Source organism: Streptomyces sp. NPDC127119, from assembly GCF_042677425.1.
Lineage (GTDB): Bacteria > Actinomycetota > Actinomycetes > Streptomycetales > Streptomycetaceae > Streptomyces.
In genome coordinates this window covers 10,496-31,826 of record NZ_JBHXTO010000107.1, presented here as the reverse complement: position 1 = coordinate 31,826, position 21,331 = coordinate 10,496, and the positions used below count along the sequence as shown (strand labels likewise).

16 protein-coding genes and 1 pseudogene are annotated in these 21,331 nt (G+C 71.7%); 8 read left to right on the top strand and 9 right to left on the bottom strand.

Features of this window, described 5'->3' with window-relative positions; all coding sequences use genetic code 11:
• Positions 1-100: 100 nt before the first annotated feature.
• The 4 genes from ACFVH5_RS32615 to ACFVH5_RS32600 form a co-directional block, all read right to left on the bottom strand.
• Positions 101-2,035: a glycoside hydrolase family 5 protein gene (locus ACFVH5_RS32615; protein WP_385837327.1), complete on the bottom strand. Its 1,935-nt coding sequence runs from the start codon at positions 2,033-2,035 to the stop codon at positions 101-103.
• A gap of 170 nt (positions 2,036-2,205) precedes the next feature.
• The gene (locus ACFVH5_RS32610) at positions 2,206-2,553 is read right to left on the bottom strand and encodes an SCO4225 family membrane protein (RefSeq protein ID WP_385837326.1); all 348 of its coding nucleotides are present in this window, start codon (positions 2,551-2,553) and stop codon (positions 2,206-2,208) included.
• On the bottom strand, positions 2,550-3,248 hold the full coding sequence (locus tag ACFVH5_RS32605; protein ID WP_384803493.1) for a response regulator: 699 nt from the start codon (positions 3,246-3,248) through the stop codon (positions 2,550-2,552). Before ACFVH5_RS32605 ends, ACFVH5_RS32610 begins: the two co-directional genes overlap by 4 nt.
• Entirely contained in the window at positions 3,245-5,896 is a 2,652-nt protein-coding gene (locus ACFVH5_RS32600; RefSeq protein ID WP_385837325.1) for a sensor histidine kinase, read from the bottom strand. Before ACFVH5_RS32600 ends, ACFVH5_RS32605 begins: the two co-directional genes overlap by 4 nt.
• A 266-nt stretch (positions 5,897-6,162) precedes the next feature.
• Here ACFVH5_RS32600 and ACFVH5_RS32595 point away from each other — a divergent pair, with 266 nt between their 5' ends.
• Positions 6,163-6,618, top strand: coding sequence for a DUF5707 domain-containing protein (locus tag ACFVH5_RS32595; RefSeq protein ID WP_385837324.1), 456 nt, complete (start codon positions 6,163-6,165; stop codon positions 6,616-6,618).
• 4 nt (positions 6,619-6,622) lie between these two features.
• Here the strand turns inward: ACFVH5_RS32595 and ACFVH5_RS32590 are convergent, their stop codons facing one another.
• Positions 6,623-7,885, bottom strand: a complete 1,263-nt coding sequence (locus ACFVH5_RS32590) for a PucR family transcriptional regulator (RefSeq protein WP_385837323.1) — start codon at positions 7,883-7,885, stop codon at positions 6,623-6,625.
• A 234-nt stretch (positions 7,886-8,119) separates the two neighbouring features.
• Here ACFVH5_RS32590 and ACFVH5_RS32585 point away from each other — a divergent pair, with 234 nt between their 5' ends.
• Complete coding sequence (locus tag ACFVH5_RS32585) at positions 8,120-8,995, top strand: DUF4394 domain-containing protein (RefSeq protein ID WP_385837322.1); 876 nt, start codon at positions 8,120-8,122, stop codon at positions 8,993-8,995.
• Between the two features lie 112 nt (positions 8,996-9,107).
• Here the strand turns inward: ACFVH5_RS32585 and ACFVH5_RS32580 are convergent, their stop codons facing one another.
• From ACFVH5_RS32580 to ACFVH5_RS32570, 3 genes are all read right to left on the bottom strand, one after another.
• Positions 9,108-9,788 carry a response regulator gene (locus ACFVH5_RS32580; protein WP_385837321.1) on the bottom strand — a complete coding sequence of 227 codons (681 nt, stop codon included), beginning with the start codon at positions 9,786-9,788 and terminating at the stop codon, positions 9,108-9,110.
• Complete coding sequence (locus ACFVH5_RS32575) at positions 9,785-11,329, bottom strand: sensor histidine kinase (RefSeq protein WP_385837320.1); 1,545 nt, start codon at positions 11,327-11,329, stop codon at positions 9,785-9,787. Before ACFVH5_RS32575 ends, ACFVH5_RS32580 begins: the two co-directional genes overlap by 4 nt.
• A gap of 202 nt (positions 11,330-11,531) precedes the next feature.
• Positions 11,532-13,742 (bottom strand): MMPL family transporter, encoded by a 2,211-nt coding sequence (locus tag ACFVH5_RS32570; protein ID WP_385837319.1) that lies wholly within the window; start codon positions 13,740-13,742, stop codon positions 11,532-11,534.
• Positions 13,743-14,104: 362 nt separating this feature from the next.
• On the opposite strand from ACFVH5_RS32570, the gene ACFVH5_RS32565 reads away from it, so the two are divergent.
• From ACFVH5_RS32565 to ACFVH5_RS32550, 4 genes and pseudogenes are all read left to right on the top strand, one after another.
• Positions 14,105-15,430: a lipase family protein gene (locus ACFVH5_RS32565; protein ID WP_385837317.1), complete on the top strand. Its 1,326-nt coding sequence runs from the start codon at positions 14,105-14,107 to the stop codon at positions 15,428-15,430.
• Positions 15,431-15,888: 458 nt separating this feature from the next.
• Positions 15,889-16,092: a cold-shock protein gene (locus ACFVH5_RS32560; RefSeq protein ID WP_107017975.1), complete on the top strand. Its 204-nt coding sequence runs from the start codon at positions 15,889-15,891 to the stop codon at positions 16,090-16,092.
• Between the two features lie 323 nt (positions 16,093-16,415).
• Positions 16,416-17,951 (top strand): DEAD/DEAH box helicase, encoded by a 1,536-nt coding sequence (locus ACFVH5_RS32555; protein WP_385837316.1) that lies wholly within the window; start codon positions 16,416-16,418, stop codon positions 17,949-17,951.
• 209 nt (positions 17,952-18,160) lie between these two features.
• Positions 18,161-18,457: pseudogene (locus tag ACFVH5_RS32550) on the top strand (SCO5918 family protein); the annotation flags it as partial.
• A 192-nt stretch (positions 18,458-18,649) separates the two neighbouring features.
• Here ACFVH5_RS32550 and ACFVH5_RS32545 read toward each other — a convergent pair.
• Complete coding sequence (locus tag ACFVH5_RS32545) at positions 18,650-19,033, bottom strand: hypothetical protein (RefSeq protein WP_385837315.1); 384 nt, start codon at positions 19,031-19,033, stop codon at positions 18,650-18,652.
• A 573-nt stretch (positions 19,034-19,606) separates the two neighbouring features.
• On the opposite strand from ACFVH5_RS32545, the gene ACFVH5_RS32540 reads away from it, so the two are divergent.
• Both ACFVH5_RS32540 and ACFVH5_RS32535 read left to right on the top strand, forming a co-directional pair.
• A complete protein-coding gene (locus ACFVH5_RS32540; RefSeq protein ID WP_385837313.1) occupies positions 19,607-19,951 on the top strand; it encodes a MerR family transcriptional regulator in 345 nt (114 codons plus the stop codon).
• Positions 19,952-20,154: 203 nt separating this feature from the next.
• On the top strand, positions 20,155-21,192 hold the full coding sequence (locus tag ACFVH5_RS32535) for a hypothetical protein (RefSeq protein ID WP_385837312.1): 1,038 nt from the start codon (positions 20,155-20,157) through the stop codon (positions 21,190-21,192).
• Positions 21,193-21,331: the final 139 nt, after the last annotated feature.

Here is a 21,331-nt window from a genome sequence, read left to right as displayed (position 1 = left end):
CCCATTCAGGGGGGCGGGGACCTGCGCAGTCTTTTGGCTTTTAAGGGGCGCGGGGAACTGCGCGGGTCACCCCCACCGGGCCGCAGCCGAGTTGCAGTCCTCAGCGGAGCTTTCGGCAGAAGAGCGCGTCCGGCGTGCGGGACGACCCGATGCGGCCCGTGTACGCGACACCCGCCACGTACTCGTCGTCCGCACACTGCCCCTTGTAGTGACCGTTCGCGAAGTCCCCGCCCCTGGGCGCCGAGCCCCGGTTGTCCCCGCGGTCGAACCACACCGTACGACCCGCCGTCCCGGTGATCACCCCGGACGGCGCGGCAGCGCACAGCACGGACGACACCGCCGCGCCCCGCACCGCGTACCCCGACACGAACCGCCCGTCGGCACACTGCAGCTTGGTGTAGCCGGACGCCCAGTCCCCGCCCGGCGCGACGTACCGTTCGTCCTTGACGACCTCGGGCGCCCCGGCCGCGTTCGCCAGCGGCCCGGTGGTCGCGTCGGAGCACAGTCCCCGGTTCCCCGTGTGCCCGAGCCCGAGCAGCCGCTGCCCGTCGGGGCAGACGGCCTTGCGCGCGCCGGAGTCGAAGTCCGGCAGCGCCCGCATGCGCCGCGAGGCGATGAAGTCGCCGTGGTCGGGACTGAGCATGGACCACTCCGTGACGGGGGCGACCTGCCCGGTGCGCCCGGTGGCTCCGACGAGCCGGCTCCAGGCCGCGGCCCGCCAGTCGTCACCGTCGTACACGCCCATGCGGTGGCCCGCCGCGTCCCAGTGGAGCAGGGCCCAGCCGTTGCCGGTGCGGTTCTCGTGCCAGCCGACGAGCGGCCAGTACGCGAAGTCGGCGTCGGTGCGCACGAGGTGGTCGACGAAGTTCTCGAACCAGGCCCGCGCCTTGGCGTTCGTCTCCGACCGGCCGCCCACCCCGAACTCGCTGATCCAGACGGGCGCGGTGAAGTGCTGGTCCTGTTCGGCGGTGACGAAGAAGGCCTGGCGGTTCAGTACGTCGACGAGTTCGGCGGCGCTGAAGTCCCGGTAGCGCGGGTCGGTGGTCTCGCCCGTCCCGGTGGCCCCGCTGTGGTTGGGGCCGGTGTAGTCGTAGAAGTGGGCGGAGTACACGAGCTTGCCGGAGTCGACGAGGGTGTGCGACAGGTTCCGTACGGGTTCCAGGGTGGGGCGGCCGTGCGCGAAGCCGTCGACGGGGATGCCGGTCCAGTTGATGCCCTCGACGACGATGAGGAGATCGGCGTTGGCCTCGGTGAGGATGCGGTCGCCGACGCGCTGGGAGGCGGCGAACCAGTCGTGGTCGTCGCCCAGGCCCCAGTTGGGGTCGTCCCAGATGTTGCGGCGCACCTCGTTGTAGAGGTCGGCGCCGACGACCCGCTTGTTGTCCTTGTAGCGGCGGGCCATGAAGAGCCAGTCGTCCTCCCAGGTCTGGACGGACTGGCTCGCGTTCCAGCGTTCGTTGCCGTCGACCCCGCAGCACCAACGGGTCGTGTTGGTGTGGTTGTTGAGGATCACGGCGAGCCCGGCACCGGTGAGTTCGCCGATGACGGCGTCGTACACCTGGAGCGGGGTCCTGCCGCGCAGTGCCGGGTTGGCGGCGACGGCGTCGTCGGTGACGGGGCGGCTGTCGTGGACCATCTCGTTGGAGAAGGGCAGCCGGATGCTGTTGATCCCGATCTCCTGGAACCCGGCGACGATCTCGGCGATGGGCGCCCGGTCCAGGCCGAGGGGGATCCGCCCGGAGTTCTCGCCCGCGTGATGACTGGCGTCGTCGTCCACGTTTCCGGAGCCGTTCCATGTGCCGCTGGCGCCGTGCCAGTTGCCGGAGCGCAGTTTGAACCGGTCGCCGTTCGCGTCGACGATCCAGCGGCCCCGCGTACTGAGCGGGGCCGTCCAGGCCGCCGCGGCCGGGGCGGCCTCGCGGGCGGCGGGCTCCGGACCGGCCGGGGCCGCGCCGGCGGGACCGGAGGAGAGGGGCACCAGAAGGAGAGCGGCGGCCAGAGTCAGCCAGCCGAAGGATCCACGCACGGTCACCATCCCGAGGACTACGAGGACTACGTTGTCATGGCAGCGTCATCATGATGGACGGTCCGGTGTTGGTCCAGGCCTACAAGGGGAAGACGAGCGAAATACGGGGACAACCCCACGACAATCCGAAGGGAATCCGACAAGAGTCCGATGACAACCCGATGACAACCCGACGGGCTTCAGGACACCGGGTCGTAGCCCTTCCCGCCCCGGCGCAGCGCACGGGCGCACCAGCCGATGACGAGCGCGTTGAACAGCGCCCCGAACACGACGGCCACGACGAACAGTTCGGCGCCGTCCGGCAGCAGCAGAAGCGGCACGAGACTGCCCGGGACGGTGGCGAGCAGCGGGATGACACCCGCCATGGACCCGTCCGAACCGTCGCTCGCGCTCACCGCGTACGCCCACACCACCAGGCCCGCGACGACCAGCAGATAGCCAAGGACGAAGACGTGCTTGCGAGCGAGTCGCAGACATCGCGCGAAGGCGGTCGGGCCGGAGCCGGGGTTCCTGCCGGGCACGGTCACGGGGCTGTACTCCTCGGGTCGGTACCGGGCGGATTCGGCCGGGCGAGCCCGAGGTCGTACGCGAGGATCGTCGCCTGTACGCGGTCCCGCAGGCCGAGTTTGCGCAGCAGCGCGTTGACGTGGGACTTGACCGTGCCGACGGTGATGCCGAGTTCGTCGGCGATCTCCGCGTTGTTGAGTCCGGACGCGACCAGGGCGAGGACGTTGCGCTGGCTGCCGGTGAGACTGTCCAGCTCGTTCGGCCCGCTCCCGGCGCGTATCCCGGCGCCCGCCCCCGACGCGTAGTGGCCGATGAGCCGGCGGGTCGCGGACGGGGCGAGCACGCTCTCCCCGGTGGCCACCACCCTGATGCCCTGGAGCAGTTCGGCGGCGTGCACGTCCTTGAGCAGGAACCCGGAGGCTCCGGCGTGCAGCGCGTCGAAGACGTACGAGTCGAGGTCGAAGGTGGTCAGCACCAGGACCCGGGGCGCGTCCTGGCGGCCGGTGATGATGCGGGTGGCCGCGATGCCGTCGAGCACGGGCATCCGGACGTCCATGACGACGACATCGGGGGCCAGTTCCGCGGCGAGACGCACCGCGGCGGCGCCGTCGGCGGCCTCGCCGACGACCGTCATGTCCTCCTCGGCGTCGATCACCGCGGCGAACCCCGCCCGCACGATGCCCTGGTCGTCGACGACCAGCACCTTGAGACTCATCGCTCCCTCTCCTCGGCCGACATGACGTCGTCCTCCTGCGGAACCGGTGCGAGTGGCAGCCGGAGCCCGACCGTGCCCGGCCGGTCGGTGTCCAGGGTGCCGCCGAGCGCGGCGGCGCGCGCCGCCAGCAGCTCCCGTACGGCGGGGCGCGCGGCGCGGGGGACCCCGGTGGCCGTGAGCGTCAAGGTATCCCCGTCCCGGTCGAACTCCAGTACCGCGGCCTCCTCCCCGCCGGCCCCGAGCACCGTCTCGGCCGCGTGGTAGGCGGCCAGATCCACCGCGCTGGGCAGCCGTTCCGGTACGCGGCCGGTCACCCGTATCTCGACGTCACGACCGCCTGCTCGGCACTGGCGGGCCAGCAGGTCGAGGGCCTGGAGGGTCGGCTGCGGCCGCAGTTCGGCTCCCCGCTCCCCGTCGCCCTCTCCCTCGCCGTCCCGGACGGTGTCGAGGAGGGCACGCATCGCGGCGAGGGCCTCGCGGGCGCGTTCGGCGGTCGTGTCGAGGTGTCCCGCCTCGGCCTGGGCGACCATGTCGGCGGTGCGCGCCAGCACGGTGGTCTCCAGCCCGGCCGCGATGCGCCGCCGCTCGGCCCAGGCGTCCCGAACGGCTTCCCCCGCCCAGACGGCCAACCGCTCGTCCCGCACCCCCCGATCCCGCCCTTCCCGCCGCCCCCGCGACACCCCGCCCCAGAGAGCCCCACCCACCAGAACCCCCACCCCGCACACACCGACCCCCCACTGCCCCGCCCCAACAAGAACCACAGCCAGGACATGCACCCCCACAACCCCCAGACCAAGCCCCAAAGGAGCGCGGGGAACGGCACAGCCTTCGGCTTTGAGCCGCACACCAGCAGGGGCGCGGGGAACGGCACAATCTTTCGCGTTCAGCCGCACACCGGCAGGGGCACGGGGAACGGCACAATCTTCGGCTTTGAGCCGCGCAGCGGCAGGGGCGCAGGGAACGGCGCAGTCTTTGGCCTTCAGCCGGACGCCGAACAGCCCGCGAGCATCGGCACGTTCATACCCCTTCAGCCGCGCAGCGAACAGCGCAGACCTCCACCCCCCAGGGGCGCGGGGAACGGCGCAATCGTTCGCCTTCAGCCGCGCAGCGGCAGGGGCGCGGGGAACGGCGCGACCAGCCCCCACCGAGCCGCGGCCATACGCGGACGCCGCCGCCCAGACCGCCGCACACGTGACCAGCACGCTCAACCCCACCGGCAGCAGAACCGGCCCCCCGTACCCACCCACCCGCATCGCCGCAGGCCAAAGCAGCGCCAGCCCGAACAGCGCGCTCCAAGCGACCCGCGGCGCCCGCCGCAGCCACAACAGCGCGACCACCTGCGCCGCGACCAGCAGAGCGAACAGCAGCCCCGCGGACGCACCCCCGTCCCCCTGTTCCGCGCTCTCCTCCCGAATGACGAGCGCGGGAAGCAACGGCTGCAGAACGAGCCCGGCGGCGGCCACCACCTGCGCCACCCGATAGCTCCGCGGCAGGACCCGCCCCACCGCCCCGGCGACCCGCCCGGGCAGCACGGCACGCACCTCCCAGCCCCCGTCCTCCGTGGGCCCGCTGGTCAGCGTCCCGCCCGCCTCCCGCGCCCGGGCCCGCAGGAACCCCTGTCCGCGCCCCCCGCCCAGACCGGCCCCGTGCGCGATCACGGCCGCGGCACCGGCGGGCGGCGCCGCACTGGTCACCACGGCCTCCGTGCGCGCGTCGCCGTACCGGCAGCGCACCACGGTCCGGGCGCCGGGAGCGTGCCGGGCGACGTTGGTCAGGGCCTCGCGCACGATGCCGAAGACGGCGTCCGCGACAGCCCCGTCCGGCAGCGGCCCGATCTCGCAGTCCACGGGCTGGCCGAGCCGCCGGAACCCCGCGACGAGCTCCCGCAGCCGTTCCTGCGGCGAGGGGAGTTCCTCCCGCGAGGGCGCCGGCGCCCGTACCGCGCCGAGCGCCCGGGTGACCTCGCGCCCGGTCTCGACCGCGAACCCGAGTGCGTCCTCGGCCAGTTCGGGACGGCGCTCGCGCAACCCGAGGGCCGCTCCGGCCGTGACGACCACGGCCGTCAGATGGTGGGCGCTGACGTCGTGCAACTCCCGTTCCATGCGCCGCCGTTCGACGGCCGGAAGCCGGTGCCGCTCGGCTTCGGCCCGCGCCAGCACCTGTGCGGCCGTCCGCCGGGCACGACGGGCCCGCCGTACGAAGAGGCCGGCGCCGCACGTGACGGCGTACAGCAGGGCGGTCAGGACGAGGTCGAGTCCGTCGCGTTCGCTGAGTCCGTGCAGGCTGAGGTTCTGGAACAGTTGCCACAGGGCGAGCGCCACCACGGACAGCACGGCGGTGAAGGTGTCCCGTTCGGTCGCCACGGTGAACAGGGCCAGCCCGACCCCCGCGGTCCCGAGCACCGCCGTCGCCCCGGTGGGCAGCGGGCCGGCGCCCAGCGCGCAGGCGGCGGCGACCAGCACGAGGGTGACCGACGGGCGGGCCCGGCGCAGGGCGAGCGCGGCGGTCACCGAGCCGGCGACGAGGACCGCCACGAGGAGCGCGGACGCGTCCGGCGCGACCCCGCGCACGAGTGCCGCGCCGGGCCACACCAGGGCCTGGACGCACAGCAGCAGGACCGGAAGCAGCCGGTCGTCGATTCGGTTCACGGCGGCCAGGCTATGGCCGCGACCGAGCGGTCCGACTCGGGCCGAGGGTGGATTCCCGTCTCTTACCAGGGTTGGAGATCCGCGGGGCCGCCAGTCATCCGGCAGCGGGACGACCATGGAACACCCCCGGACCTAATCTTGGACCCATCGAGAGAGCGGCGGCCCGCCGAAGGAAATTCGCGGGAGGAAACCCACCCGAGGGAATTCACGCACCGCTCCGACTCGACCCGAAGCAATTCAGCGCAGTCCAATTCAGGGGGATAACCATGTCCAAGTCCAAGCGCATTCTCATCTCGTCGCTCGTCGGTGTCGCTGTCGTGGGCGGAATCGCCGCCGGCGGGTTCGCCATGGCCTCGTCCTCCTCCGCACCGGCCCTGAGCGACAGCTCGGCCCGTTACACGGCTCCGACCGCCGGCGGCGCGGGTTCGCTCACCTTCACCACGGACGTGCGTGACGACTCGGGCGTCAAGGGCCTCAAGGTCATCGCATGGCCCGCGAGTTCGAAGCTCGACCCGACCGAGGCGGAGCTGCGGTCCGTGGACAGCGCCGAGTGCCGGAGCACCTCGGACGAGACGTCCCGCTGCACCTACACGCTGAAGGTCACGGAGAAGGAGCAGGCCGGGCTGGACCGGGGCACCTGGCACATCTCCGCGCTGGCGACGGCCAAGGACGGCGACACGGCGTTCGTGCCCCGCGCCGCCGCCTTCGAGGTCACCGGCTGACCGGTCACCGCCACGCTCCCGACAGGCTCCGGGTGACGACCGAGCTGAGGATGCGTACGCCCCGCGTCGAGCCCGGGTCGATGTCCGTGAGTTCCCTCGTCCGGCGCAGGCGGTAGTCCAGGGTGCGCGGGTGGATGTTGAGGGCTTCCGCCGTGGCCCCGCGGTTCATGTCGTGGCGGTAGTACGCGTCGAGGGTGCGGAGGAGGTCCGGGCCGGGTGCGAGGCTCCGGGCCACCGCGCGGAGCCAGTCGTCGACGAACGGCACGTCGGCGACCGTGAGTTCGACGAAGACGTCCGCCATGGTGTGCGCCCGCAACCGCGCGGACGTACGCCGCAGGGGGGCCGCCCTGCTGATCCGCCGGGCCCGGTCGAGCGCTCCGGCCAGCCCGGACGGCGGCGCTCCGGAGGCTCCGACGGCACAGAGCCGCCCGAGCGCCTGGGCGAAGTCCCGCAGAAGACCGGACACGGCCGGGTCTGACACCGCCGTGTCGGGTGCCGGCAGCGGATCGGGGGCGGCGGGAGTGGTGGGGGTAGCGGGGGCCGCCTGCCCGCTCCCGGCACCCCCCGGCACCAGGGCGATCAGCTCACCGCCCCTGCCCCCGCGCTCCGGACACCAGGTGACGGGCACCCGGTGGGTCCTCACCAGGGACTCGATCCCGCCCTCCAGGTCACGGTCGCCGACGGGGCAGTCGGGTACCCGGATCACCGTCACCTCGTAGTACTCGGCCAGTTCCAGGCCCGTGAGCAGCGCGAGTTCCGCCGCCATGGGGTCCTCGGCCAGCAACAACCGTGCCAGCAGGCCGACTTGCTCGACGTACGGCAGCCGGCGTCGCATCGCCGTCACGAAGCCCTGCCGGTAGGCCCCGATGCCGCGCTCGCCCTGCGGGGCGAACCAGCTCATGATGCGCATGAGTTCGTCGACATCGCCGCCGCGCTGGGCCTCCGTGGCCTCGTTGATCTCGCGCAGCATGAGTTCGGTGTGCACGCGCAGGACCCGCTGCCGTGAGTCCAGTGACATGCCCGCCCCGGCCCGCGCCTCGCCCATGGAGGCGATGTAGCCGAGGTCGGCGTCGGTCAGCTTGCCGTTGTCCGGGGCCAGTTCGAGTGTGCGGCGCCTGAACCACACCGAGTACTCCAGCGTCTCGTCCCTGGCCCGGGAGTTCGCGTCCAGCGACCCGAGTTCCGGTATCTCGCGCACGTACGTGTCGACTTCGCGGCGCGCGTTGGCCGACGCCTGCCGGGCCAGCTCGGCGAAGAGGCTCCCCATGACCATGAGCATGTCATCGCGCGCGAGGGCGCCGCCAGATGAAATCCGGACGGGCGCTTATCACTCCGGGTGAATCGATGAAGGATATGCCGACCGCGCATTTGTCACAGTGCGCAAACTTCCTTGATCCGACCCTGCTTGTGGCTCGATCCGCTTGTCGGGCCGATCCCGCCTGGGCTTAATGGAGACCGCGCAGCGGAATTGTTTCGTACGGGTCAAACGGGAGGGAAAACAATGAAAGCAGCGGTCAAGAAGAGAATAGCGGCGGCGGTAGCGGTCGTGTGCGCGGCAACCGCGCTCACCCTGAGCACGCCCGGCTCCAGCTCCGCCGCCCCCGACGCCACTCCCAGCCTGCGGGCGTACGGGATCTTCGGCACGGGCACCACGATGGCCACGTTCCTGACCAACGACCCGACGACCCTCAACTGGGTCAAGACCATCAAGGGACTGGTCGGCGACACCAAGCTCATCGGGATCGACTTCCGTGTGCAGAACGGCCTCCTGTACGGCGTCGGAGAGAAGGGCGGGATCTACACGATCACCTTCCCGCCGACCACCACCGACGTGGTCGTCACCAAGGTCTCCCAGCTCGCGGTCTCGCTCTACGGCACCGTCTTCGACATCGACTTCAACCCGGCGGCCGACCGGTTACGGGTGATCAGCAACTACGGCCAGAACCTGCGGCACAACCTGAACGACGGCACCACGGTCGCCGACACCGCGCTGACCGTCCCGCCGCTCACCACGGCGGCCCAGGGCGTGACCGCGGCCGGCTACACGAACAACGACCTGGTGGGGTCCACCGCGACGACCCTGTTCGACATCGACACGTACAACGACCAGGTCGTCATCCAGTCGCCGCCCAACGCGGGCACCCTCGTCCCGACCGGCCTCCTCGGCTTCGACGCCGGTACCGACGCGGGCCTGGACATCTACAGCACCCTGAGCAACGGCAAGACGGTCTCGAACGCCGCCTTCGCCTCGCTCACCCCGTACGGCGCCGAGACCCCGTTCTTCTACGAGGTCAACGTCCTCACCGGCGAGCCCTCGCCCGTCGGCCAGTTCCCCCTGAACGTCACGGACATCGCCATCAGCCTCACCGGAACCTGACCTGCCTGCGGGGGGCCCACCGACTCGCCGCGGACCGCACAGCGCGGTCCGCGGCGGGTCGTCGGCGTGTGCGGCGCCCTCAGAGAGCCCTCGAAGCGCCCTCGAAGGGGCCTCAGAGCGCCGTCGGCCCCGCCTGCACCAGGCCCGTCTGATAGGCGATGACCACCAGCTGGGCGCGGTCCCGGGCGCCCAGCTTCGTCATGGCCCGGTGGACATGGGTGCGGACGGTCAGCGGGCTGACCGTCAGATCCTCGGCGATCTCGGTGTTGGACTTGCCCTCCGCCGCCAGGGCCATCACCTCGCGTTCGCGGACCGTGAGTTCGGCCAGGCGTTCCGGGGGCGCCAGGTGACCCCCGGGGGCGGGGGAGGTGAGGAAGCGGGTGATGAGCGTGCGGGTGGCGCCCGGTGACAGCAGGGCCTCGCCGGACGCCACGGTTCTCAGCCCGTCCAGCAGGGTGTCGGCCGTGACGTCCTTGCCGAGGAACCCGCTGGCCCCCGCGCGCAGCGCCTGGGCCACGTAGTCCTCGGTCTCGAACGTGGTGAGGATGAGGACGCGGGTGGCGGACAGTTTCGGGTCCGCGCAGATCTCGGACGTGGCCGTGAGGCCGTCCGCGCCCGGCATACGGATGTCCATGAGAACGATGTCGGGGTGGTGGGTGCGGGTCAGGTCCACCGCCTCCACGCCGTCGGAGGCCTCGCCGACCACCGTCATGTCGTCGCAGGAATCGATCAGGATCCGGAACGTGGCCCGCAGCAGGGCCTGGTCGTCGGCGAGCAGCACCCTGATGCTCATGGCTTCTCTCCTTCCGCGGTCGAAGTGGTCGTCGAAGAGGTCATGGAGGCGAAGGAGGTGAAGGAGGCGAAACAGCTGGAGCACATGGTGGACATCGTGGACTTCTCCGCGCCGGCGGTGCCGGAGGAGGCGGAGGTGTCGGCCGCCGTGGAGGTGCCGGCAGCTCCGGAAGCCTCCTCGGCCACTCGCGACACCCCGGTCACACCCGCACCCACCCCCACGCCCCCAGCCGCACCCGTACCCGCACCCGCACCCGTCATCAGCGGCTGCAGCGGCAACGCGGTGGCGACCTCGAAGCCGCCCTCCGGGCGGGGGCCCGCCCGCAGCTCCCCGCCGATGGACCGGGCGCGTTCGTGCATGCCCATGACCCCGAAGCCCCGGCCCGGTTCGGCGGCCCGGGAAGCCGTGACCGCCGTGGCAGCCGTGGCCGCGGTAGCCCCTGCGGGAGCCGTGATCGCCGTGGCGGCCGTCGCGGCGACCGCCGCCGGACCGTCGTTGGTGACCGTGATCAGCAGCCGGGAGTCGGCGTAGCCGAGCCGCACGTGGGCGCTCTCCGCGGCGGCGTGCTTGGTCACATTGGTCAGCGCCTCCTGCACGATCCGGAACGCCGTGAGGTCCACCCCCGGGGAGAGGGGCTGGGGCACGCCCTCCGTGGTCACCGCGACGGCGACGCCCGCGGACGCGCACGCCGCCACCAGATCGGGCAGGCAGTGCAGGCCGGGGGACGGTTCGAGGGAGGGGGAGGCCGGGTCGTCGCTCTGGCGCAGCAGCCCCAGCGTGGCCTTCAGCTCGCGCAGCGCCGACGACGTGGTCCCGGTCAGATCGGTGAGGATCTTCCGCGACTGCTCGGGGTTGCTGAGCGCGAGGTGGGCGGCGGTGCCGGCCTGCGCGTTGGCCAGGGCCAGGTGGTGGGCGACGACGTCGTGCAGTTCGCGGGCGATCCGCATGCGCTCCTCGGTGACGCGCAGCCGCGCCTCCTCCTCCCGGGTGCGCTCGGCGTGTTCGGCGCGGGCCTGCACGGCCGCGAGGTAGGCGCGCCGCAGCCGGGTCATGTTGCCCGCGGCGATCGGCAGCAGCAGCCAGAAGAAGGGCCCGATGGTCCGCAGCAGCAGGGAGATGCCGTCCATCGAGTCGGACAGCGCCGTCGCGACCATCAGCGCCAGCATCGTGGTGATGCCGTAGACGCGGGTCGTCTTGCGGTCGCTGATGGTGGCCATCCAGTAGAGCGCCGCCATGATCGGGGCCAGCAGCAGGGGTGTGAGCAGATAGTCCAGCGAGATCGCGATCGCCGTGCAGACCGCGGTCACGGTGACGGCGGTGCGCGGGTGGCTGCGGTGCTTGAGCAGGGCGAGGCAGGACACCCCCATGAGGATGACCGCCGCCTTGTCCTGGTCGGGCGGGTCGGCGCCGGGCATGGTGAGCGAGGCGCCGAGGCTCGCGGAGCCCATCAGTGCCACGACCACCCCCGCGTCGATGACATAGGGGTAGCGGTCCGCGTACTGCTCGAAGCGGTCGGTGTAGCGCTCCAGGCTGGTGGACATCGGGCTCTCCGGTTGGCTGGACTGGGTCCTTCGTGCTGCGTGTCGTCCATCGTGACGCCGAGAGGCGCGAACGGCGGACGGGGCCGCCCGTGTCGTTCGCCACGGGCGGCCCCGTCCGGGGGGGGAGGGAGGCGGTCGCCTCAGGTGGACCTCTTGGGTCTCAGGTGGACCTCACGGGTCTCTGGTCGACCTCTTGACTCCCTCAAGTGCGGGCCACTTCCAGGTCGGCCGTGTCGGTCGGCGCCGGGTCCGGCTCGGCCCTGCGGCTGAGTGCCTCGCCCTCCACGTCGACGCGGGGCAGCAGCCTGTCGAGCCAGCCCGGCAGCCACCAGGCCTTGTGGCCGAGCAGGGCCAGGACCGCGGGCACGATCGCCATCCGTACGACGAAGGCGTCGAAGAGGACGGCGGTGGCCAGCCCGAAGCCGATCATCTTGATCATGGACTCGCTCTCGCCGATGAAGCCGGCGAACACCGCGATCATGATCAGCGCGGCGGCCACGACGACCCGGGCGCTGTGCCGGAATCCGCTGGTCACCGCCTGGGCGGGCGACTCCCCGTGGACGTACGCCTCGCGCATCCGGGAGACCAGGAAGACCTCGTAGTCCATGGCGAGGCCGAAGACGATGCCCACCAGGAAGATCGGCATCAGGCTCATGATGGGGCCGGTCTGCTCCACGCCCATCAGGTCGGCGCCGTGGCCCTGCTGGAAGACGAGGACGACCACGCCGAGGGAGGCCAGGACCGACAGGAGGAAGCCGAGGGCCGCCTTCAGCGGGACGAGCAGGGACCGGAAGACGACCATCAGCAGGATGATCGCAAGGCCGACCACGACGATCAGGTACGGGACCAGGGCGCCCGAGACCTTGTCGGAGATGTCGATGTTCAGCGCGGTGGTGCCGGTGACCTCGAAGGTCGCGCCGGTCTCGGCCTCGACCCCGGTCCGCTCGCCGCGGATGGTGTTCACCAGGTCCGTGGTCTTCTGGTCGGTCGGCGCGGTGGAGGGCACGACCGAGAAGACCGCGGTGTCGCCGCTCTCGTTGAAGCGCGCCGGGGAGACGGACACGACCCCTTCGGTGGCGCCTATCTCCTTGGAGATCGTCTCCACGGCCCCCTTCGCGTCGGAGTCGCCCTTGGCGTCGACGACGACGGTCAGCGGACCGTTGAAGCCCGGCCCGAAGCCCTCGGCGAGCGCGTCGTACGCGCGGCGCTCGGTGGTGGAGGTCGACTTGGCCTCGTCGCCGGGCATGCCCAGCTGCAGATCGGCCATGGGTACCGCGAGGGCTCCGAGACCGACCACACCGAGGAGCAGCACGGGTACGGGCCTGCGCAGGACGAACCGCGCCCAGCGGGTGCCTCCGTTGTCCTGGGCCTCCTTCTCGACCCGGCCGCTCTTGCGGGCCTTGCGGGTGAGCACGGCGTTCGGCCAGAAGCCGAGCAGTGCCGGTACGAGCGTCAGCGCGATGAAGACGCCCACGACGACGGCGCCGGCCGCGGCCAGGCCCATCTTGGTGAGCATCGGGATGCCGACCACGGCGAGGCCGGCCAGCGCGATGACGACGGTGAGTCCGGCGAAGACGACCGCGGATCCGGCCGTACCGGTCGCGAGCGCGGTGGCCTCCTCGGGAGTGCGGCCCTTGGCGCGCTCCTCGCGATAGCGGGAGACCACGAACAGGGCGTAGTCGATGCCGACCGCGAGGCCCAGCATCATCGCCAGGGTGCCGGTGGTCGTGGACAGGCCGAGGGTGCTGGCCAGGGTCAGGATCGTGGCCATGCTCACGCCGACGCCGATGACGGCGGTCAGCAGGGGCAGCCCGGCCGCGGCGAGGGAACCGAAGGTGACCAGCAGGACGACCGCGGCGATCGCGACGCCGATCAGTTCGGCGGCTCCGCCCGGTCCGCCGTTCTCCTCCATCGCGGTCCCGCCGGCCTCGACGGTCAGTCCGGAGTCGCGGGCCTCGTCGAGCGCCTTCACCAGCTGGGACCTGCTGGCGTCCGTCAGCTCCTCGGGCCCGACCTTGTAGGTGACGGTCGCGTACGCCGTCGTGCCGTCCTTGCTGACCGCCTTCGCCTGGAAGGGGTCGGCCGCGCCGGCGACCTGCGAGCCGTCGCCCAGCTCCTTCACGGTCTTCTCGACGGTCTTCCTGCTCTCGGCGGCGGTGACCTTCCCGCCGTCCGGCGCGACGAAGACGACCCGTGCGGTCGCGCCGTCGGCGGACGTGCCGGGGAAGCGCTGCTCCATCAGGTCGAACGCCTTCTGGGACTCGATGCCCGGCATGGAGAACGCCTCTTCGGCCGCCGCCGGGGCCTTCATCGCGCCCAGTCCGACCGCGGCCAGGACGGCCGCCCAGACCAGGGCGACGTACCAGCGACGCCGGAAGGCCAGACGGCCCAATCGGTACAGGAAAGTAGCCACGGCAGGAGGTCTCCACATCTGGTGCCGAATGTCCCTCCAGGCTGTCCGGTGGAGACCCGTCCTGTCGTCGTGCGTCTGCCGACACATTTCGCTACTCGGTACGCAGTAGGAGCAGGCCCCCGGCTCCGTCTTCGGGACGACGGGACGGGCCGCCTTGTCAGCCTCTGGTCTGGCTCCCGTCAGCTTCCGGTCCGCGTCCCGTCAGCTTCGGACGTGCCGCCGGGGTGACCGGAGCGGGCCCGTTATTAGACAGCCCGTCAAGTTACCGAACCGTAACCTCCCGACTGCTACCACGAGTAACTTACCCACAGGTAAGTTCCAGGCGGACTTTCACCTGTCGGCCGCTCCACAGGAGGTTCGCCATGCCCGCACGCAGAAAACTGCTGGCCGCGACAGTCACCGCCGCCGCCTGCCTCACCACCCAGGCCCTCACGGCCACCGCCGCCACGGCGACGGACGAGGTCGTGTCCCGGGGTGTCACGATCCCCGCCTTCTACAACCCGCCGACCAGCCTGCCCGCCGCGAACGGCACGCTCGTACGCAGCGAACCGCTCCCGCTGGCCCTGAGCCTGCCCAGCCTCCACGGACCACTGCCGGGCACCGCGACCCGGCTGATGTACAGGTCCACCGACTCGAACGGCGAGCCCGTCGCCGTCACCGGGGCGTACATCGAACCGACCGCCCGCTGGAAGGGCGGCGGACCGCGCCCCCTGGTCGCGCTGGCGCCCGGCACCCTGGGACAGGGCGACCAGTGCGCCGCGTCCATGGGCCTCGAACACCCCCTGTCGTTCAACGGCGAGACGGTCTCCGTCGGCTACGAGGACCTGTCGATCTACCGCCTCCTCGCCAAGGGCGCCGCCGTGGTCGTCACCGACTACGCCGGCCTGGGCGCGACCGACCGGCTGCACACCTACGTCGACCGGGTCGACGAGGCGCACGCGGTCCTCGACGCCGTCCGCGCGGCCCGCTCGCTCGGCGGCGCCTCGGTCACCGCGGACTCCCCGGTCGGGCTGTTCGGCTACAGCCAGGGCGGCGGGGCGACGGCCGCCGCCGCCGAACTGCAGTCCTCGTACGCCCCCGACGTCACCCTCGCCGGAACGTACGCGGGCGCCCCGCCCGCCGACCTGACCGCGGTGACGAAGGCCATCGACGGCAGCGAGCTGGCCGGTGCGCTGGGCTGGTCCCTCAACGGCTTCCTCCAGTCCGACCCGGAGCTGAAGCCGATCGCCGAGGCGCACCTGAACACGGCCGGGAAGACGGCCCTCACCGATCTGTCCACCATGTGCGTCGGTGACGCCCTCTTCGGCTACGGCTACGCCAAGAGCACCAAGTGGACGACCGACGGCCGCTCCCTCAGCGACATCATCGCCGACACACCCGAACTCAAGGCGTTCCTGGACGGCCAGCGCATCGGCAGGCTGAAGCCGTCGGGCCCGGTGCGGCTCGCGACGGGCGTCAGCGACAACCTCGTCCCCCACGGCCAGTCCCGGGACCTCGCCGTCGACTGGTGCCGCAAGGGCGCCGACGTCACGTACAAGCCGGTGGTCCTGCCGGGCGTGGGCAGCGCACTGCTCAACCACTTCGCCCCGCTCCTGACCGACCAGGAGGACGCCATCAACTGGCTCACGGACCGCCTGTCGGGCACCCCCACCACCTCCAACTGCTGGACACTCCCGGTCCAGCCCTGACGGGAGAGGGCCGCACACCTCTTCTCAGGGCCGCAGGCCCCTGAGAAGGGGCGCGGGGAACTGCGCGACCAGCCCCCACCGGGCCCGCGGCCAGAACCCCACCCGGCGGCAGCCACCCGCGGGGCCGGTCGCCACGCAGTCGCCACCCACAGAAACCATGCCCCCCGGGCAGACCAATACCTGTGCCGGCCACATGAGAATTGACCCCGACGCGCGATGACAATTACTTACTCGACAGCCCGAGTGAAATAACTCATCACGCACCCCCGATCGCAGCGTGCTAGTCTCGATCTCAGTTGCATGTTGTGGTTCCCGAAAATCTTGACAGGCATCCCCACCAGTTCACTACGGGTGGGGATCCTTTATGGCTCCGGTTGCATTTCCGGTGGGGTGATCATCACGGCGACACGGAGCGCACACGGTGTGCGCCCCGACGCACCGCCCCGAAGGAGATAAACATGGCTTCCGGTACCGTGAAGTGGTTCAACGCAGAAAAGGGCTTCGGCTTCATCGAGCAGGACGGTGGCGGCGCTGACGTCTTCGCCCACTACTCGAACATCGCCGCCCAGGGCTTCCGCGAGCTGAACGAGGGCCAGAAGGTCACGTTCGACATCGCGCAGGGTCAGAAGGGCCCGACGGCCGAGAACATCGTTCCCGCCTAGTCGTCACGCACTTCGCAGCTGGGGCCCGCACCTTGGGGTGCGGGCCCCAGCTCGCTGCATTCCAGGGGATTCGCGACCCGCTCCACGGGGTCCTCCGTCCAAGCTCCGGATGAAAATCCTTCGGAGCCACCCGCACGGAACGACCGACCCCGTCCCAGGAAACGCGCAACGCGCTCCGGCGAGGCCACCCGCGAACATTCTCCGCCGCTTCGATATTCCAACCGATTCGGCTTCCCATTACTTCGGCTCGTTCTTGCAATTCTCTGCGCTGTTCGTTCTCCGCGAGAATTCCTTGATACGCGCCATGTCAAGGAAGGTTCCACGTGAACCGCACGCGCACGAACGACCGCTACTCCCGTACCCGCAGCGCCGGAAATCCGAGCGCCGGCCGGAGCGGTGGCGGTACCCGCTCCAGCTCCCCGCGCCGTTCCGACAGCGGCGGCTACGGCGGCGGCCACGGCCGCCGACAGAGCTCCCCCCAGGGCGAGTTCGCACTGCCGAAGACCGTCACCCCGGCCCTGCCCGCCGTCGAGGCGTTCGCCGACCTCGACATGCCGGCGCAGCTGCTGGACGCTCTCACCCATGAGGGCGTGACCGTGCCGTTCCCGATCCAGGGCGCGACGCTGCCGAACTCCCTCGCGGGCCGTGACGTACTCGGCCGTGGCCGCACCGGCTCGGGCAAGACCCTCGCCTTCGGCCTCGCGATGCTCGCCCGCACGGCGGGCCTGCGCGCCGAGCCGAGGCAGCCGCTGGCCCTGGTCCTCGTCCCCACCCGCGAGCTGGCCCAGCAGGTCACCGACGCGCTCACCCCGTACGCCCGCTCCCTGCGGCTGCGGCTGACCACCGTCGTCGGCGGCATGTCGATCGGCAAGCAGGCCGGTGCGCTGCGCGCCGGCGCCGAGGTCGTCGTCGCCACGCCCGGCCGCCTCAAGGACCTCATCGACCGGGGCGACTGCCGCCTGAACCAGGTCGCCATCACGGTCCTCGACGAGGCCGACCAGATGACCGACATGGGCTTCATGCCGCAGGTCACCGCGCTGCTCGACCAGGTGCGCCCCGAGGGCCAGCGGATGCTGTTCTCGGCCACCCTCGACCGCAACGTCGACCTGCTGGTCCGCCGCTACCTGACCGACCCCGTGGTCCACTCCGTCGACCCGTCCGCGGGCGCCGTGACCACCATGGAGCACCACGTCCTGCACGTGCACGGCGCGGACAAGCAGCGCACGACCACCGAGATCGCGGCCCGCGAAGGCCGCGTGATCATGTTCCTGGACACCAAGCACGCGGTGGACCGGCTGACCGACCACCTGCTGAACAGCGGTGTACGGGCCGCGGCCCTGCACGGCGGCAAGTCCCAGCCGCAGCGCACCCGGACCCTGTCCCGCTTCAAGTCCGGGCATGTGACGGTGCTGGTGGCGACCAACGTCGCGGCGCGCGGCATCCACGTCGACAACCTCGACCTGGTCGTGAACGTCGACCCGCCGACCGACCACAAGGACTACCTGCACCGCGGCGGCCGTACGGCCCGCGCGGGCGAGTCCGGCAGCGTCGTCACGCTGGTGACCCCCAACCAGCGCCGTGACATGAGCCGCCTGATGGCCGCCGCGGGCATCAACCCGCAGACCACCCAGGTCCGTTCGGGCGAAGCCGAGCTGAGCCGGATCACCGGCGCCCAGGCCCCCTCGGGCGTCCCGGTCACCATCACGGCGCCCGCCTCCGAGCGGACCCGGCGCAGCACCTCCTCCGCACCCGGCGCGGCGTCCCGCGGCCGGCGCGGACGCGGCAGCCGGAGCCGTTCCACGGGCGACACGGCACGCCGTTCGGCGCCGCGCTCGTCCGCCGTCGACGCGGCTGCCTGAGTACTCCGCCCGGGGCGCGGTACCGCTCGCGCGGGCCTGCGGGGCGGCCGGGCACGTGACGTGGTCACGGCAGCCCGCCGCCCCGTCCGGTGTCCGCGGCGAGTACCGTCCCCAGGGGAAGCCCTCGCCCCGTCCGGCTGCTCCACCCCGTCCCATCCCGTCCCCCGTCCCGGGTCGGCCCCCTCCTCCCTCTCTGTCTGTGAGGCATCATGCGCTGTGTCATCGCCCGGTTCCCGTTCGACCTCACCAAGAACGGGGTGCTGGACTCGATGAAGGGTGTCAAGCCCGAGGCCATCACGGGTGAGTCCGTGCTCATCGGCCGCCGCCAGTACCCGGTCAAGCAGGTCGGCGAGATCATCACCCGGCAGGACCGCCGCGACTTCACCGGCGCGGAGGTCACCCGGGCCATGACGCGGCTCGGCTTCACCTGTCGCAGCCTCCAGGAGCCCGCGCCCGCCGCGCCGCGCGCCCTGACCCCGCTCCAGAACGCCTCGGCGATGCTCGGCGAGGCCGAGCCCTCCGCGCCCGTGAGCACCGACGCGCCCGCCGGCACGAACGCGGACATGAACGCGAGCATGAACGCGGACGCGGCCGTCGCCCACTGACCCGCAGCACAGTGAAGGGCCCTGCCGACGTGCGTCGGCAGGGCCCTTCGTCATGAGCAGGCGAGTACGGCGGGTACGGCGGCTACCGGTGGCTCAGTGGTCGGAGTAGCTGAAGTCGCCCACGGTCCAGGCGCTGACGTCCGTGATCGCGACGCGGTACATCCCGCCGGTCTCGGGAATCCCGACGTTGCCCTGCAGGATGCGGGCGAGATGGAAGTGCAGATGCGTGGGCGCCGCGCCAGGGTCGGCGTCACCGGGCCGGTCCTGTGGCCGGTCCGCGAGGAAGACGCCGGAGAACGGGCCCAGATGGTCGGAGTCCTTCAGCACTTCGGAGACCCGCTCCCGCCACACGGCCTCGGGAGCCAGTCGGCCGGTGATGACAGCACCACCGGCGACCACGGTCAGCGACATCCGATTGCTCTGCCCGGACTCCACCAGGGCTGAGATACCGACGAGCAGTTCGTCAGGGTTCGACATGGAAGCCGATTCTATCCAGCAGTCGCTCCTACCCACCTGCCGTAGAGAGGACACCAAGATATGTGGGATTCATGCCGTCCAAAATCTACCTTTGCCAGAGTAGACATTGGTCGCGCGCATGGCTAAGGTTTCTCTCGTAGACGAGGTCGAGCAAGGCCCGCAGACACGAACTGACGGGTCGAGGCAAAAGAAGTACGCAGTTCAGAGCGGTGGTGGAGTTCCGAAGCCAGCGGTTCGCAGGACGGTGACGGGACTGACGACCGCACTGGGCGGCTCGCGGGTCGAGGAGCCGCCACCAGCACCACCACGGATTTCGAGGAAGGTACGGAAGGAGCAGACGCCATCAGGATCGCCCGGCCGAGAACATTCGACCGGGCCCCGCCAGACCCAGGATTGGAAGGTGGTCCCCGGTCACGCAACCACGGTCCCCGTACTCCCAGCCCTCTCCCGGGCCGGGCGGCGGAAACAGAAGGTCGGCGCGCCAGTAGCGCCGGCAGATGGTGTTCAATTTCCTTCGGGGCCCTGGTGCCGTACGGCACCAGGGCCCTTCGACGCGTTGCAGAACGAGGTGACATGACAGCAGAGAATCCGCTGGGCGATCGACTGGACGACGACGACTACCCCGCGTACACGATGGGGCGGGCCGCCGAGATGCTCGGCACCACTCCTGGTTTCCTCCGGGCCATCGGGGAGGCCAGGCTCATCACCCCGCTGCGTTCCGAGGGCGGGCACCGGCGGTACTCCCGCTACCAGCTCCGGATCGCCGCCCGTGCGCGCGAGCTGGTCGACCGGGGCACCCCGGTCGAGGCCGCCTGCCGGATCGTGATCCTTGAGGACCAGCTTGAGGAAGCACAGCGGATCAACGCCGAGTACCGCGCGGCGGACCGGGCGGCGGCGGACGGCCCCGGGACCTCCTGACCCGGCCGCGGGTGTGCCGCGGCCGGTCGCGTGGCTCTCCGCGTCCCCCTCCGGGAGGCGGGCGGGCGCGATGTCCCGATGCGCGCGGCATTGCCCTCGGGCCCCCGGCGAATCCGCGCAGGAGCGTCACACAGGCTGCACACAGTGCCCGGGCGGCCTGGTTAGCGTGGCTGGCGTTCGACCCCACGTACCCACGTACGACCATGACCGGGCAGGGAACCGGCGGGGCGGCGACCGGTCAACCCAGGAAGACGCTGATGGACTACTGCTCCTCGTGTCGTCGGCATCTCAACGGCGCACTGGTGTGCCCCGGATGCGGCGCCTACGCCCCCGACATCGCCCCGGTCACCGTGAGCCGCCACCCCGTCCAGCCCCGGGTCACCCTGGCCGCGGCGAGGCCGACCGCGGACCATGTCCCGAACGTGCCGGACATGCCGGACGTCCCGGTCCGGGAGCCCGCACCCCTGGCCCTGTCCGCTGCCGCCCCGTCCGCTCCCGCCCCGTCCGGCGACGGCTCGTACGCCGACGACGGCACGGACGAGCACGGCGGCGCGTACGACCACGGCGGCTTCGAGGGGGCGACGCCCGCACCGCAGGGGCGGGCCGCCCGCCGCCGGCAGCGCGCCCGCTGGAAGAAGAACCAGCGCCGGGCCGTCGTCGCGACCGCCGTCGCGCTCGTCGGAGGCGGTCTGACCTTCACCGCCATGGACCGGCTCTCGGCCGACCGGGCGGAGGCCGCGTCGGCTCCGGAGACCGCGGGCCCGGGCACGAGCGCGAAGACGGGCGCGGGCTCCGTGGGGGAAGAGGTGCCGGAGTACACGCGGCCCTCGGCGCCCCGGCCCGACGCCCGGCGGTCCTCGGCGGCCACGTCCACGCAGTCACCCGCGACCGGCCGGTCGGCCGAGCGCGGCGCGGTCACCCCGTCCTCGGCCGCCCCGCAGGGCTCCCGGCCGGACGCGTCGGCGTCGGATACGGCATCGGCGTCCGACCGGTGGTCGCGGAGCGCGTCCTCGGACTCTGCCCCGGCTTCCTCCTCGGCGTCGTCCTCGTCGTCGTCCTCCCAGGACCCGGCCGACAGCGCGTCACAGCAGCCGTCCGCGCCCGCCGGCACCGAGGGAACGAGTGGCTCGGGCAGTTCGGGCGACACGGGCGGCTCGGACGCCACGACGTCACCGGCGAGCCCTTCGCCGTCGGCGACTTCGCCGTCGCAGCTCTGCCTGCTCGTACTCTGCGTCGGCTGACACCGGACCGGCCCATGGTGTGGCGGGGGGCGCCGCGGGGGTGGGGCGCCCCGCGCGCCCCCCCCCCCCCCACCCCCCCCCCCCCCCCCCCCCGGCGGGGCGGGGGGAGTTTAAAAAAAACACCGACCACCAACCCCAA